This is a genomic window from Vibrio sinensis (assembly GCF_003605645.1).
GTDB classification, from domain to species: domain Bacteria; phylum Pseudomonadota; class Gammaproteobacteria; order Enterobacterales; family Vibrionaceae; genus Vibrio; species Vibrio sinensis.
In genome coordinates this window covers 198,228-214,325 of the sequence record NZ_QVMU01000006.1, presented here as the reverse complement: position 1 = coordinate 214,325, position 16,098 = coordinate 198,228, and the positions used below count along the sequence as shown (strand labels likewise).

The 16,098-nt window shown below is 42.6% G+C and carries 12 protein-coding genes; 8 read left to right on the top strand and 4 right to left on the bottom strand.

Translation table 11 applies throughout. From position 1 onward, the window contains the following. Positions 1-182 precede the first annotated feature (182 nt). Both ansA and sppA read right to left on the bottom strand, forming a co-directional pair. A complete protein-coding gene (ansA, locus tag DZ860_RS09490; RefSeq protein ID WP_120030689.1) occupies positions 183-1,199 on the bottom strand; it encodes an asparaginase in 1,017 nt (338 codons plus the stop codon). Positions 1,200-1,330: 131 nt separating this feature from the next. Further along, the gene (gene sppA / locus DZ860_RS09485) at positions 1,331-3,181 is read right to left on the bottom strand and encodes a signal peptide peptidase SppA (RefSeq protein WP_120030688.1); all 1,851 of its coding nucleotides are present in this window, start codon (positions 3,179-3,181) and stop codon (positions 1,331-1,333) included. A gap of 296 nt (positions 3,182-3,477) precedes the next feature. Between sppA and DZ860_RS09480 the strand changes: the two genes are divergently transcribed. Next, on the top strand, positions 3,478-5,490 hold the full coding sequence (locus DZ860_RS09480; protein WP_120030687.1) for an NADPH-dependent 2,4-dienoyl-CoA reductase: 2,013 nt from the start codon (positions 3,478-3,480) through the stop codon (positions 5,488-5,490). A 76-nt stretch (positions 5,491-5,566) separates the two neighbouring features. Here DZ860_RS09480 and purU read toward each other — a convergent pair whose 3' ends face one another. Beyond that, the gene (gene purU / locus DZ860_RS09475) at positions 5,567-6,400 is read right to left on the bottom strand and encodes a formyltetrahydrofolate deformylase (protein WP_120030686.1); all 834 of its coding nucleotides are present in this window, start codon (positions 6,398-6,400) and stop codon (positions 5,567-5,569) included. A gap of 323 nt (positions 6,401-6,723) precedes the next feature. On the opposite strand from purU, the gene yoaA reads away from it, so the two are divergent. From yoaA to rnd, 7 genes are all read left to right on the top strand, one after another. Next, complete coding sequence (gene yoaA, locus DZ860_RS09470) at positions 6,724-8,649, top strand: DNA repair helicase YoaA (protein ID WP_120030685.1); 1,926 nt, start codon at positions 6,724-6,726, stop codon at positions 8,647-8,649. Positions 8,650-8,661: 12 nt separating this feature from the next. Next, positions 8,662-9,360, top strand: a complete 699-nt coding sequence (gene tsaB / locus DZ860_RS09465) for a tRNA (adenosine(37)-N6)-threonylcarbamoyltransferase complex dimerization subunit type 1 TsaB (protein WP_120030684.1) — start codon at positions 8,662-8,664, stop codon at positions 9,358-9,360. Positions 9,361-9,475: 115 nt separating this feature from the next. Then, positions 9,476-9,778, top strand: a complete 303-nt coding sequence (locus DZ860_RS09460) for a chromosome partitioning protein ParA (protein ID WP_120030683.1) — start codon at positions 9,476-9,478, stop codon at positions 9,776-9,778. Between the two features lie 69 nt (positions 9,779-9,847). Continuing rightward, positions 9,848-10,390 carry a Slp family lipoprotein gene (locus DZ860_RS09455; RefSeq protein WP_120030682.1) on the top strand — a complete coding sequence of 181 codons (543 nt, stop codon included), beginning with the start codon at positions 9,848-9,850 and terminating at the stop codon, positions 10,388-10,390. Further along, positions 10,390-11,244, top strand: coding sequence for an alpha/beta hydrolase (locus tag DZ860_RS09450; protein WP_120030681.1), 855 nt, complete (start codon positions 10,390-10,392; stop codon positions 11,242-11,244). The genes DZ860_RS09455 and DZ860_RS09450 overlap by 1 nt, the downstream gene beginning before the upstream one ends. A 136-nt stretch (positions 11,245-11,380) precedes the next feature. Then, entirely contained in the window at positions 11,381-13,075 is a 1,695-nt protein-coding gene (gene fadD, locus DZ860_RS09445; protein WP_120030680.1) for a long-chain-fatty-acid--CoA ligase FadD, read from the top strand. A gap of 100 nt (positions 13,076-13,175) precedes the next feature. Then, positions 13,176-14,294, top strand: a complete 1,119-nt coding sequence (gene rnd, locus DZ860_RS09440) for a ribonuclease D (RefSeq protein ID WP_120030679.1) — start codon at positions 13,176-13,178, stop codon at positions 14,292-14,294. A gap of 171 nt (positions 14,295-14,465) precedes the next feature. Here the strand turns inward: rnd and DZ860_RS09435 are convergent, their stop codons facing one another. Continuing rightward, the gene (locus DZ860_RS09435; protein WP_120030678.1) at positions 14,466-16,025 is read right to left on the bottom strand and encodes a SulP family inorganic anion transporter; all 1,560 of its coding nucleotides are present in this window, start codon (positions 16,023-16,025) and stop codon (positions 14,466-14,468) included. Positions 16,026-16,098: the final 73 nt, after the last annotated feature.

Here is a 16,098-nt window from a genome sequence, read left to right as displayed (position 1 = left end):
AAGAGTTGAGGGACAATGGCAAACGGCTAATACTTCCTAAAAAGAGAAAAAGAAAGCCTTACCCCAGAGCTGTGCTAAAAAAAGCGCAAAAATACCCCTCACGCTCTAGAGATAAAAATGCCACTCGCTCTTAAGCGAGTGGCATTAACGTAAACGTCGGCTTTTTAATGGAAATGAAGAGATTAAATACTCATTTCTCCACGTAATACTTGCTGCATTTTTACTTTTACTTGTTCATAAGTGAGCCCTTGGCTTAGTAAAAAATGCAGTTTTGCGAGAGCCGCTTCTGACGTCATATCATAACCACTAATTACACCGGATTCAGCTAGTGCACAGCCTGTAGCATATCCACCCATATTCACTTTACCAGCAAGACATTGTGTTAGGTTTACTACGAGTACACCACGCTGAGATGCTTCTTTTAAATGTGATAGCAATTCAGGGTTTTGAGGTGCATTACCAACACCAAAGGTGAGTAGTATCATTGCATTAACTGGTTGCATTAACGTATTTCGAATCACTTCGTGCGAAATGCCTGGATACATTGTAATCACACCAATTGGTTGAGGTGTAATGGTATGGACTTTAAACTCCCCAGCGGGCTTGGCATTGACTTCGATGTTGCTGCTAACCTGAATATTAATCCCCGCTTCTAAAAGAGGAGGAAGGTTAGGTGAAGTAAATGCATTAAAACCGTCAGCATGAGATTTGGTACTGCGATTGCCGCGCATTAGTTTATTGTTGAAAAACAAAGTGACTTCATTAATCGGATAGTTAGCCGCAATATGTAGAGCATTTAATAAGTTAGCCTGACCATCAGAACGAAGTTCTGCCAAAGGAATTTGGGAGCCTGTGACAATAACCGGTTTTCCAAGGTTTTCTAGCATGAACGACAACGCTGAAGCTGTATAAGCCATGGTGTCGGTACCATGTAAAATCACGAAACCATCATATTTATCGTAATTGTCGCGAATGTCATCGGCAATTTGTTGCCAATCTCTTGGGGTCATATCCGATGAATCGATCAGTGGTTCGTATTCATGAATAGTAAACTCGGGCATTTCTGGGCGATGAAATTCAGGCATTGCCGCTAGTTGCTTTTCCATAAAGCCAGCAACAGGAACGTAGCCGTGATCATGCGACTTCTGCATGCCGATTGTGCCACCGGTATATGCGATATAAATGTGTTTTCTTGGCATAGCTAGAAACCAATAATGTTGTAGGGAGGACAGGAGGCGGAATTATATACCCTGTGCAGGTATGGCGCTAGCTTAGTGGGAAAGGAACACGCCCGGTGTATCGGGCGTGTTTATATTAGGTGATAGAAAGTTTACTGAACTTGGCAGGGCAAACAGAAAGCGTATTGCCCTTTAGGATCGTTAAAACTATCAAGTAGGCTCGCATCTTGAACTAGTTGGCTTGCAACAGGTTGTAGTGCTGTTGGAATCCATGTTGTTGCATCTAAGCCAAGACTAATATGGACTTGATTCATAAACTCTTGAATGAATTGTTGCGCTGGTGGAAGCGGCTCTTCAACCCAATACAAATTGTAACTATCGAGTTGTGCTAGTTCAGCGGCGATGGCTATGGCATCATCAAAATCGCCCATTTTGTCAACTAAACCAAGTTTAAGAGCATCTTGTCCTGTCCATACTCGTCCTTCTGCTATTTGATCGATTTTATCCATCCCGATAGCTCGGCTTTGGCTGACCAAAGAAATAAAGCGCTGGTAGCCATGTTCTATGCCCATCTGGAATGCATCTGATGCACCTTGTGAAAGCCCAGTTGTAAGCCCAATTCCAGAGAATGGTGAGGTTCCAACTCCGTCACTGTATACACCGAGCTTATTGAGTCCTTTCTCAAAAGTTGTGATTACGCTGAAAATACCGATAGAACCAGTCAGTGTTGTTGGCTGGGCGACAATAACGTCCGCATCCATAGAGATCCAATAACCACCAGACGCGGCAAGGCTAGACATCGAAACAACGACAGGTTTTCCTGCTGCTTTTAATGCATCTAGTTCATTACGGATGACTTCCGATGCAAAAGCGCTACCTCCTGGACTGTCTACTCGTAGAACGACAGCTTTGACCTTGTCATCGTTGCGAGCTTGACGAAGTAACGATGCGGTAGAATCGCCCCCTACTTTTCCTGGAGATTGGATACCATCCATAATGGCACCGCTAGCGACAATAATCGCCACATCATCATTGTCGAGATTAAAATCTGGAATAATGGTCGTGCGATATTGATAGAAGTCGACATAGTTATAGCTATCTTCACCGTTGCTACCAAAAACATCGATAAGTTCAGCACGCACTTGTTGGCGCGTCGCAAGCTCATCTACTAACCCAGATTTTTGAGCCAGAGCAGCGAGGTCGCCACCGGTTGACTTCAATAACGTAAGGAACTCGTCCATCGTAGGGTTTAGCGTTTCAGCACTAATTTCGCGATTGCTGGCCACATCATCAACATAAGCGCCCCATAATTGGGTTAACCAACGAGAGGCCGATTCTTTTGCTTCATCAGACATATCATCACGAATGAATGGCTCTATGGCTGATTTATATGTACCGACACGAAATACATGAGTATTTACATCGATTTTTTCTAATAGTGTTTTGTAGTACATCGAGTAGGCGCTATAGCCTTTAATTAGCACGGCACCATCAGGAGCTAAATAGACTTTATCCGCATAACTGGCTAGATAATATTGGCTCTGGTTGTACATATCGCCCACGGCGTAGATCGGTTTACCGGAAGCTTTGAATTCATTAAGAGCTTTAGCGATGTAACGAAGCTTGGTTAAATTTGTTTCTGGCATATCACGTAGCGCTAAAACTATCCCTGTAATTTGTGAGTCAGTTTTTGCGTGTCGAATAGTTTCGACAATATTAAACAGCGTATTCTCTTTTGGTAGGTCGCGACCAAATAGTGAGCCAGTAAAAGAATCTATTGGATTGACATAAGTTGTCTGTTCGACGATTGGGCCAGAAATATTTAAAACTAATGCTGAGGGTTTACTGACTATAGGCAGTGGTGATTCAGCACTGGAATAGATGAAAAATATAATACTGACTGCAATTAGGAAAAATAGGTTCGCCAAGGCGAGACGAGTAAAGGTAATAAATTTCCAGATCCATTTAAAGATCATACCAATAAACTTGAATATTCGTTTCATTTTTTCTCCGCTGTGACAGCCACAGGTGATGCTCACACATTCGCGTTGGTTCCAAGAACCACACATCCTACTGAAACTCGAAAAATCACGCTAGCTCAAGTTGTCAGAATTCATGACAATATGGTTGCTTTTCATTGCAATAGCGCAGTTTCTACCTAAAGCATAGCTGTATATACATTGAATGACCCACATCAAATAAAAATGATGATCAATGTTATATAAATGTAAACGCATGTTTGATTTTTGTTTTGTGTCGTAATATTGTGGTCAGACCAGAAAGAGTGAGAGCTGAAGTTATGTCTGTCAAATATCCCCATTTACTCGCCCCATTAGATCTCGGTTTTACCAGTTTGCGTAACCGCATATTAATGGGTTCTATGCACACTGGCTTAGAGGAGCATAAAGCCGGCTTAGGCCAATTGGCAGCGTTTTATGAAGAGCGTGCAAAAGGTGGTGTCGGGCTTATTGTAACCGGTGGATTTTCGCCAAATTTACGCGGGCGATTGCATCCTTTCAGCGCTGAATTTAGTAAGCCTAAGCACGCTCAAGCACACAAAGTTGTTACGCAGGCCGTGCATAAGCATGGTGGAAAAATTGCGCTACAGATATTGCATGCGGGTCGCTATGCAATGCATCCATTCGCTCAAAGTGCTTCGGCCATTAAAGCGCCAATAGCGAAGTTTTCTCCGAATGAAATGAGCGAACGTCAAATCTATAAAACCATTGATGCCTTTGCAAACAGCGCCAAACTAGCGCAAGAAGCGGGCTATGATGGGGTTGAAATCATGGGTTCTGAGGGGTACTTGCTTAATCAATTCATCTGTAAGCGAACCAATATGCGCTACGATGAATGGGGCGGTAGCTACGAAAATCGTATTCGTTTTCCATTAGAAATTGTTAAAGCAGTGCGAAAAGTTGCTGGTGAGAAGTTTATCATCATATTCCGCTTGTCGATGCTGGATTTGGTGGAAGAGGGCAGTACGTTTGATGAAGTCGTCACCTTAGCGAAGCAATTGGAGCTGGCTGGTGTAACGATCATCAATACAGGAATCGGTTGGCATGAAGCGCGTATACCGACCATTGCAACTCAAGTCCCACGTGGTGCATTTACATGGGTCACTGAAAAAGTACGCCCACATGTCAATGTTCCTATCGTGACGTGCAATCGTATTAACACGCCTCACGATGCCGAAGAAATTCTAGCATCAGGACAGGCGGATATGGTTTCGATGGCTAGACCGTTCTTAGCGGACCCTTATTTTGTGCAAAAATCTGAGCAGGACCAAGCTAACCTGATTAATACTTGTATTGGTTGTAATCAAGCTTGCTTAGACAATGTCTTCAAAGGTAAGCGAGCCAGTTGTTTGGTGAACCCCTTTGCTTGTAGAGAAACTGAATTGCTCGCAGAGCCAACCGTAAAGTCAAAAAATATAGCAGTGGTTGGCGCGGGGCCTGCAGGGTTAGCTTGTGCCACAACGCTTGCAGAACGTGGACATCAAGTTGAGCTTTTTGAGCGCAGTGACCGAATTGGTGGGCAGTTCCGCTTAGCGATGCAAATTCCGGGTAAAGAAGAGTTTAGAGAGACGATTCGTTATTTTGCCAATCGAATTGAAGAAACGGGTGTTAAATTGCATCTTGATACAGAAGCGAATGCAGATTTACTGCGCGAATACGATGAAGTTGTTATCGCATCGGGCGTTGAACCGCGTAAAGTCGCTATTGATGGCATATCGCAGAGTAGTAAGGTGATCGATTATCAAACATTGATCAAAGAGAAAACGTTTGTCGGTAACAAAGTGGCGATTGTTGGTGCTGGTGGTATTGGTGTTGATATTGCAACCATGCTAACTGAACCGACGGATCATCACCTAGATGATTGGCTGTATGAATGGGGCATCGATAAAGAGATTAACTATCCAGGTGGCCTATACCCTTATCCTGACTCTTTTAGTGATAAAACTGTTTGGGTATTACAGCGTCGCCAAGGGCGCGTAGGAAAAGGACCTGGGAAAACGACAGGTTGGATCCATAAGCGTACATTAGAAAAACGAGGTGTCGGCTTAATGGGGGGCGTCAGTTATGAAAAAATTGATGATAGTGGTTTACACATCACTCAAAAAGGAGAGCCGAGACTTCTTGACGCAGATACGATAATCATCTGTGCTGGACAAGAATCAGTGCGTCCATTTGAGCAAAGCTGGGCTGAATTTGGTGAGAAACTACATGTTATCGGTGGTGCTGATTATGCTGGAGAATTGGATGCAGTGCGAGCGATTCGTCAAGGGGTCGAGTTAGCAGTCAAACTATAGGTTTAACTTCAAGAACGCATACTGAAAGTATCACTCGACATGAGTAAAAAGACCTCCAAATTGGAGGTCTTTTTAGTTAAAGAATGACGGTTTTATTCCCATAAACAAACACATGGTCATTAACCACTTTTGTAAGAGCTTTGCTCAGTACACTCTTCTCAACATCGCGCCCGGCTTGCGCCATATCAGCAGCGCTGAATGTATGGTCGACAGGAATAACATCTTGTTTAATGATTGGGCCTTCGTCGAGATCGTTGGTAACAAAGTGAGCCGTTGCACCAATGATTTTGACTCCACGATCGTAGGCTTGTTGATAAGGTTTTGCCCCAATAAATGCAGGAAGAAAACTGTGATGAATGTTGATGATTCTGTGCTGATATTTTTCTACAAATGTAGGGGTGAGCACACGCATATACTTAGCGAGAACAATGTAGTCAGCTTGGTAAGCATCAATAACTTCAAGCAGTTTCTCTTCGTGCTCTTCTCTGGTTAGATTATCGTGGCTGACACAGTGATATGGAATATCAAATTTTTCTGTCAGGTTTTGCAGTTTATCATAGTTACCAACGACGGCGGCAATGTCGACATCCAAACTACCATCATAGGTTTTCATCAGAATGTCACCTAAGCAGTGAGCCTCTTTTGTCACTAAGATGACGACTTTTTTGCGGCCTGAACCGACCAATGAACGTTTTGCTCGAGTGGGTAGCGCTTGATCAAGATCGGCGAGAAAAGTGGTGTCGTTAAAATACCCCTCCAACTCGGTACGCATGAAAAAGTGCCCACTAGCGTAATCAACGAACTCACTATTATGAACGATATTGAGTTGATGTTTATAACAAATGTTAGTTATTTTTGAGATGAGCCCAGGCGCATCGGAGCAATGAGTTAGTAGTATTTTCTTTTCCATTTACAATGTACTTCCATGATTATTGTTTTTGTAATGTGAAACTTTCAGAGCTTCTGAAAAGTGAATGGAATTCCACCCATAGGTTAACAATTAAACTAATATCACATTGGTTTCAACAATTAATCAGCGTAAAACCAATTTGCCGGCTTTTTAATTAAGTTTTCACTGTGTCCCTGCTATTTGAAGCGTGTTACGTAGAAGAACTGAACTTTTTCATAGAGAGATTGAGAATGTTCAGAACAATATCTACTGATGGCGCTTTTTCTGCTCATTAGAGACGGTGAATGATATGATGAGCGCATAATTCTTGACACAGCATAAGTATGATATCGAAAACTTTCTCTGCGGATGGCGCACTAGGTAAAGCGATTCCCGGATTTCAACCTAGACAAGCACAACTTGATATGGCTGAAGCTGTAGCAAAAGCGATTGAAACACAGAGTCAGCTTGTTATTGAGGCTGGAACAGGAACGGGAAAAACCTTTGCTTATTTAGTTCCGGCATTAATGAGTGGTAAGAAAACGATCATTAGTACAGGTTCAAAAAACCTCCAAGAGCAGCTTTTTCACCGCGATCTTCCTTTAATGGTCAGTGCACTCGGCTTTTATGGCCAGGTTGCTTTATTAAAAGGGCGATCGAATTATCTTTGCTTGGATCGTTTAAGCCGTCAAATTCTTGAAAGCCACAGCCATACAGCTGATCCGGCTTTATTGAGTCAGTTAGTTAAAGTTCGCAGTTGGGTTTCTACGACTAAAACAGGGGACTTAGGCGAGTGTGATGCGATTGCTGAAGATAGCCCTGTGATCCCATCTATTACTTCAACCAACGATAATTGCTTAGGTAAAGATTGCCCTAGTTATACTGACTGTTTTGTTCTGAAAGCGAGAAAGCGAGCACTGGATGCAGATGTTGTCGTCGTTAACCATCACTTATTTTTCGCAGATTTGGCAATTAAAGAGACAGGCTTTGGGGAGTTAATACCCGAAGCAGATGTATTTATTTTCGATGAAGCTCATCAGCTTCCCGATATCGCCAGTCAATATTTTGGTCAGTCAGTCTCTAGTCGCCAAATACAAGAGCTGGCAAAAGATATCGAAATTGGTTATCGCACCGAAGCAAAAGATATGCGTCAATTGCAGAAAGTGAGCGAAAAGCTAGTACAAACGGCTTCTGATATACGCATTATTCTTGGTGATACTAATTTTCGTGGCAATTGGCGTGAAGCGTTAAAATCACCGACGATCTCTAGAGAGATGGAACGTTTAATGGAAACCATCGATTTTACTATCGATGTGCTTAAACTCGCGCTAGGTCGTAGTCAAATTCTCGATAGTGCTTTTGAGCGGGCTAATACGGTTAAAAATCGCATAGTGAGAGCCTGCGATGTTTCCATTACCGGTTATTCTTATTGGTTCGATACAACGCCGCGTCATTTTACGTTGCATATTACCCCACTGACGGTGGCGGATAAATTTCATGAACAAATTGAACTGAAACAAGGTGCTTGGGTATTCACTTCAGCAACACTGGCTGTTAATGATGATTTTGGCCATTTTACTGCTCGTTTAGGGTTAAAGCCGCAAGCAGAATTTTCGTTGCCTAGTCCGTTTGATTACCAAACCCAAGCACAATTATGTGTGCCTCGTTATTTGCCTGAACCTAATAGCCCCGGCTTAGCAGATAAACTGGTTTCCATGTTAGGACCGGTAATTGAGCAAAACCAGGGACGTTGTTTCTTTTTATGTACGTCACATAATATGATGCGAGAATTGGGCGAACGCTTTCGTGAGCAATTGTCGATACCGGTTCTCATGCAAGGTGAAACCAGCAAACAAAAAACGTTGGCAGAGTTCATGGAGCTAGGTAACGCTTTATTGGTCGCGACGGGGGCTTTTTGGGAGGGCATTGATGTTAGAGGTGATACGCTGAGCTGTGTTATTATCGATAAGCTTCCTTTTACAGCTCCGGACGATCCATTGCTAAAGGCTCGCATTGAAGATTGTCGTTTAAAAGGTGGGGATCCGTTTGCACAGGTTCAATTACCCGATGCGGTGATCACTCTTAAGCAAGGTGTTGGGCGCTTGATCCGAGATAAAAAGGATAAAGGTGTGCTGATTATCTGCGATAATCGTATTGTCACTCGTGATTATGGTGGGGTGTTTTTAGCCAGTTTACCGCCGATTCCAAGAACGAGAGACCTTAGTAAAGTTCAAGACTTTCTAAAACAAATTTCACAAACAACAGACTAATTAGAGATATACATGAGCGCAAAAATTCTTGCCCTAGACACAGCAACTGAAAATTGTTCTGTTGCTTTACTCGTTGATGACAAAGTGTACGTACGCAGTGAAGTTGCACCACGTGATCACACGAAAAAAATTCTACCAATGGTTGATGAAGTTCTGAAAGAAGCGGGTATTACACTTGCTGAACTGGATGCTCTCGCTTTTGGTCGTGGTCCAGGAAGTTTTACCGGTGTACGTATAAGTATTGGTATTGCACAAGGTTTAGCATTTGGCGCTGATTTACCTTTGATTGGTGTATCAACCTTGGAAGCAATGGCGCAAGGTTGTTACCGTAAGCACGGTGCGACGCACGTTGCTACAGCTATTGATGCTCGTATGAGTGAAGTGTATTGGGGACGTTATGTGCGTCAGAACGATGGTTCTTGGTTGGCACAAGATGCCGAATGCGTTATCGCCCCATCTTTGCTTGTTAGTGATATGGTTGCTGATAGTGATACATGGTACACCGCTGGGACGGGTTGGGATGCATACGAGCAACTGAATACGTTGCCATTAACTTGTAAAGCGAGTGATGTACTTTTCCCTGACGCCGAAGATATGGTGCATATCGCAAAATTTGAATTGGAAAAAGGGAATACAGTATCAGCAGAAGAGGCAAGCCCTGTTTATTTGCGCGATACGGTGACATGGAAGAAATTACCTGGCAGAGAATAATATCTAAACCCAAGTAACCTCGAGATACTGGGTTTCGCGAGAATGGTTAGGTCCTTAGATAACGTTTTCTATGAACCTGATCAACTCGCCTTGGATATAACTAGGAGTGAATAGTATGGTATCAATTAGCGGGTTACCTCCTCAAATTTCGGGTCCAAAGAAAGCGAACCGAACCAATAAGAAGAGTGACATCAGACAGTTGGGTTTAAATGACTCTCCTAGTCAACCTTCTAAGGTAGCAAATGCCGTCGCCCATACTATTCGTCATGTAAGTGAATCACAGCTCCATCGTGCACAAGTTCATTATGATTTACCTGAGGGGCGAAGTAGAAAAGCACTCGAAGAATATATGCGAGTTCTAAATCAAGCGAAACGAGATGAACTAACTCAACTGCTTGGGGTCGATATTTATATTTGAATGCCATTCTTATTGCTTACCCGGCATATGCAGGAGAGTAAGGAATAATTTAATGTAGGAGAATGTATTATGAAAAAATCACTAATTTTACTATTAAGTCTCTTTTTCCTATCTGCCTGTAGCTCACTTCCTGAATCATTAAAATCCGACAATCCTGATATCGTGACTCGCTATAGCGAGTGGCAAGCAAATCCAGAGCAACTTAATCAGTTACGTCTTGGTGGCGTGATTGCGAAAGTGACTAATCTAGAAACTAAAACCCGAATAGAAGTCGTTAATCTCCCTATTAATGCGAGTGGCAAACCAGATATTAGCCAGGAGCCTAATGGTCGTTTTGTCGGTTATATTAATGGGTTCGTTGATCCTGTAACACTTCAAGACGGGCGTCTGATTACAGTGTTAGGTCAGTCTAATGGAACGGAAGATAGTAAAGTGGGGGAATATAGTTATACCTTTCCCGTTATGGATATTTCCCACTTTCATTTATGGCGTGTAGAAGAGCGAGTCGTGATGTATGACTGGGATAGTTACTATTACCCATGCTATAGCATACATTGCCGTGACATTCGTTCTATGTCTCGCGAGGGGCGAGTAATTCAAGAAGTGAAATAATGTTACGAGAAACGCAATACTCGCTCAAAAGTGGGCAGATCCATGCCTTGGAATATGGTAATGCAGAAATTTCCGATATTTCGATTATTTTCCTCCATGGTTGGCTCGATAATGCGGCGAGTTTTTTAACTATCTTATCCGAATTAGCTTCCAGTTCACCTAGCATTCATTTGTGCGCAATCGATTTACCTGGACATGGTCATTCTGAGCATAAAATAGGTGATCATTTTTATCCTTTTCATGACTATATAGACGATGTTTACCAAGTGTTGGCTAATTTATCACCAAACAAACGGGTGCTAGTAGGACATTCGCTTGGTGCTTTGATTGCAAGTTGCTATAGTGCCGCCTTTCCTGAGCAAGTCGCAGGATTAGTTCAAATAGAGGGTAATGGGCCATTGGCGGAATCACCACTTAATTCTGTAAAAAGATTAAGAGATGGTGTGATAAGTCGACAACGGATCCGTCGTAAGCCATTGCGAGCAATGACATCAATACAAGATGCCATTGAGAGACGCGCAAAAGTAAATAATATCCAGCCTGAACTCATAGCTCCTATTGTTAAACGCGGTCTTGAACAGCGTGAGGAGCGATGGTATTGGCGTCATGATACTTATTTGCAAAGTGATTCTCTGTATCGAATGTCTGTAGATAGTGCGGAACAATTTCGTCAACAGATTACTTGCCCACAACTTGTCATTCTTGGAGAAGAGGGATTTGCCCATCTTCAACAGAGTGAACCTCATACTCAATCTCATGCTGCAATCGAGGTGATCGCCGGTGGGCATCACTGCCATTTACAGCAGTCTTCTAGAGTATGTGATCTAATTCTTGGCTTGGTTAACAAAATTTAAACAAGTGTTTGAGTGTTTCGTGCTCGAACACTTTGCCTGTGTTGTAATATCAAAAATAGAAGAACGCATCATGTATTGATGATTGAAACGACGTTCCTATGATTTATAACGCCAGTCTTTTTCGAGGAGTAATATTGTGGATAAACCTTGGTTATCACGTTATCCAAGTGACGTGCCTGAACAGATTAACCCAGACCAATACCCGTCATTGGTAGAAATGTTCGAGCAGTCTGTTCAGAAATATGCCGATCAACCCGCTTTCATGAATATGGGCTCAGTAATGACCTTCCGTAAATTGGAAGAGCGTAGTCGTGCATTTGCAGCCTATCTACAAAATGATCTTAAGCTTCAGAAAGGCGATCGTGTAGCGTTGATGATGCCAAACTTACTGCAATATCCTGTTGCTCTGTTTGGTGTGTTACGTGCAGGCTTAATTGCTGTGAATGTCAACCCGCTATACACTCCTCGTGAGCTAGAGCATCAATTGAATGACTCTGGTGCAAAGGCGATTGTGATTGTCTCTAACTTCGCAAGCACACTTGAGCAAGTTGTTGAAAACACAACAGTGAAGCATGTTGTTTTGACCAGTCTTGGTCAGATGCTGCCACGTGCGAAAGGAACCATTGTCGACTTTGTGGTGAAATATGTTAAAGGCATGGTACCTAAGTACGATTTGCCTGGCGCAATTTCAATGCGAAAAGCGTTACACAAGGGTCGTAGACTGCAATATGTCAAGCCGTTCATGTCAGGTGATGATATTGCATTTTTGCAATACACTGGCGGTACAACGGGCGTCGCTAAGGGTGCTATTCTGACTCACCGCAACATGATTGCAAACGTGATTCAGGCGAAAGGGGCATACGGTCCAGTTCTTTCCGAAGGTCGTGAATTAGTGGTAACGGCATTGCCGCTGTACCATGTATTTGCTTTGACTGTAAACTGTCTGCTATTTATCGAGATTGGTGGTAATAACCTGCTTATTACTAACCCGCGCGATATCCCTGGCTTTATTAAAGAACTTCAAAAATACTCAATTACTGCGATTACAGGTGTGAATACACTATTTAATGCGTTGGTAAATAATGAAGATTTCCATGAGTTGAATTTCCGCAATCTAAAACTGTCAGTTGGTGGTGGTATGGCGGTTCAACGAGCAGTTGCAGAACAGTGGAAGAAAATTACAGGTATTCATTTACTTGAGGGTTATGGTCTTACTGAGTGTTCTCCGCTTGTAACAGGTAACCCATATGATCTAACGGATTATACTGGAGCTATCGGTCTTCCTGTACCATCAACAGAAGTTCGTATTGTTGATGATGAAGGCCAGGTATTACCAAATACTGAAGTGGGCGAGCTACAAGTTCGTGGCCCTCAAGTGATGCAGGGATATTGGCAGCGTCCAGAAGCAACAAAAGAAGTGCTCACTGAAGATGGTTGGTTATCGACTGGTGATATCGTTAAATTTGATGATGAAGGCTTACTGTATATTGTTGACCGTAAGAAAGACATGATCTTAGTCTCTGGCTTCAATGTCTACCCAAATGAAATCGAAGATGTAGTTGCGCTACATGGCAAAGTATTAGAAGTAGCAGCTATTGGTCAAGCTCACGAAGTTTCTGGTGAAATGGTGAAGATCTACGTTGTAAAACGCGATCCTAGTTTGACTAAAGAAGAAGTGATTGCTCATTGTCGTCAGCACTTAACAGGCTATAAAGTACCGAAATTGGTAGAGTTTAAAGAAGACTTACCGAAAACGAATGTCGGTAAAATCTTACGCCGTGAATTGCGCGAAGAGAATGATGCAAATATTGCTAAAGCTGCTCAAGCGTAACTGACAAAATTGCGCAATAATCAGCAATACTGAACAATTAATGGTAAAATGCCGACGATGATAACCGTCGGCATTTTTATTTGCTCACAGCGAGAAATTAGTGAACTATCAAATCATAACAACGCAACAACAATTAGAGCAGGTTTGTCAGCAAGCGCAGCAAGTTAGCACCGTTATGCTTGACACTGAGTTTGTTCGGACCCGCACCTATTACCCACAACTTGGCCTTATCCAGCTGTTTGATGGTGAGCACCTTTCTTTAATCGACCCTTTGGCGATTGAAGATATGAGTGCATTTGCTCAACTACTCAGCAATACGAACGTATTAAAAGTGTTGCATGCGTGTGGTGAGGATCTTGAGGTTTTTCACAATAGTTTTGGTTGTCTACCAACACCAATGGTTGATACACAAATCATGGCGGCATTTTTAGGTCATGGACTATCGACTGGCTTTGCCTCTTTGGTTGGAAACTATCTCTCGATTGAGTTAGATAAAAGTGAATCAAGAACCGACTGGTTAGCTCGTCCCCTTTCTGACAAACAGCTAGATTACGCATCAGCAGACGTATTCTACCTACTTCCACTGTATACAAAGTTACTGGAAGAGATTCAAGTCGCTGGATGGTGGGAAGCCGCTCAGCAAGAAAGTAAGCTAATTGCTGCGAAACGCGTTAAAAATGTCGATTTTGCTAATGCTTACCTTGATATTAAAGGTGCATGGCAGCTAAATCCTCGTGAACTTGCGACGCTAAAACCGCTAGCAACATGGCGAGTTAAAGAAGCTATTCGTCGTGACTTAGCGCTGAATTTTATATTTAAAGAAAACGATCTTTTAACCGTCGCTCGCTTAGGTATTCAAAATCGTCAGCGTATGGAGCAGGAGGGTATGGATCCTCGTTCTGTTCAGCGTCACAGTGCTCGTATTATTTCAATTGTGAAAGAAGCTCGTGATGTACCCGCAGATGCTTATCCTGCGAAAATTGAGCGTTTGATGGATCTTCCAGGCTATAAGCAGTTATTTAAAACGCTAAAAGATGAAGTCAAAGTCGCGTCACAGTCGAGTGGGCTAGCAACGGAATTTTTGGCATCAAAGAAACAATTGAACCAGATTATCAGTTGGGTATGGAAGCGTAATCGCGATGAATCTCGTTTGCCAGATTTGATGCAAGGTTGGCGTTTAGAAATACTGGGCCAAAAGCTTGATAAGCTAATTAAATAAATTGCAGAAACCGGGAAATAAAAAATCCCGGTTTTTTTTCGTCTGATTTTTGAGGATGTATTAATTGTTTAGGTCATGTGAGTATGACATACCAATTTCTGGGTAAGAAAAAAGCTTCCCTAGAGAAGCTTTTTAATTTATGCCTGATGAACGCGATCAATGTTTAATGATTTAGCCAGCGAGAACATCCGTTGCTACTTTGTAGCTTGGATCTTCTTTTACATTGATCTCAACAAGACTACCCGCTTTATGCAAAAGAGCACGGCAGTCTTGGCTTAGATGACGTAGGTGCAGTGTTTTACCTACTGCAGAGTAACGTTCAGCCAATGTTTCAATAGCTTCAATCGCAGAGTGATCTGTAACTCGTGAATGAGCAAAATCGACAATAACATCGCTAGGATCATCTTTTGGATTGAATAACTCTAGAAAGTTCGCCGCGCTACCAAAAAAGATAGGGCCGTGAATTTTGTATTCTTTTACTCCATCTTCATTCGTTTTACTTGATGCATAGATGTGCTTTGCGTGCTCCCAAGCAAACATCAATGCCGAAGCAATCACACCAACAGCTACCGCGGCCGCAAGGTCAGTCAATACAGTGACGACGGTAACTAAAACGATAACGAAAAAGTCTTGTTTTGGTACGCGACGCGCAAGTTTAAAGGTCGCCCATTCAAATGTACCAATAACCACCATAAACATAACACCAACAAGGGCTGCTAGTGGGATCATTTCAATTAGTGATGATGCAAACAAGATGAAAATAAGTAACATCACAGCCGCAACGATACCCGATAAACGACCACGACCGCCAGAGTTCACGTTGATCATCGATTGGCCAATCATGGCACAGCCACCCATAGCACCAAATACAGAACACGTTACGTTAGCAAGACCTTGACCAACACATTCACGGTTTGATTGGCCACGTGAGTTAGTCATTTCGTCTAATACAGTAAGTGTTAGTAATGATTCGATTAAACCAATAGCCGCAAGAATTACCGCGTAAGGTAAGATGATAATGAACGTTTCTAAGGTAAATGGAACTGTTGGAATCGAGAACGTCGGCAGTGTGCCTGCTAACGTCGCTGCTTCATCACCAGACATAGTGCGTAGGAAGTCGACAACCGTGCGAGTATCTAAATCAAAACCAACCACTAAAGCGGTGACAGTCACAATCGCGACTAGAGAAGAGGGTACAGCCGTGGTTAGCTTTGGCAAGAAGTGAATAATAGCCATGGTTAATGCAACTAAGCCAAGCATTAACATCATCTGATCAGTTGGTAGCCAAGTCAGAACTCCATTGATATCCGGTGCTTTAAATTGTCCAAGCTGGGCAAGAAAGATAACGATAGCAAGACCATTAACAAAGCCAATCATTACCGGGTGTGGAACCATGCGGATAAATTTACCGAGCTTTAGAATACCTGCAGTAATTTGAAGTATGCCCGCTAACATAACAGCGGCAAAAAGGTATTGCACACCATGAGAGGCAACAAGGGCAACCATAACAACAGCCATTGCGCCAGTAGCACCTGAAATCATTCCAGGACGACCACCGAAAATCGAGGTAATAAGACCAACAATAAAGGCGGCATAAAGGCCAACCATAGGGTCAACGCCAGCAACAAAGGCAAAGGCAACAGCTTCAGGTACCAACGCAAGTGCGACAGTCAGGCCTGATAACACATCGTTTTTTATAGAATGTTTTGAAAATTGTGGGAATTCGAACATGTTTGCTCAGTTTTGCTTGTAATAAGTGAATGTATTCTGAAATACGAAAAGTCGACTACTAAAGCAAGAAATA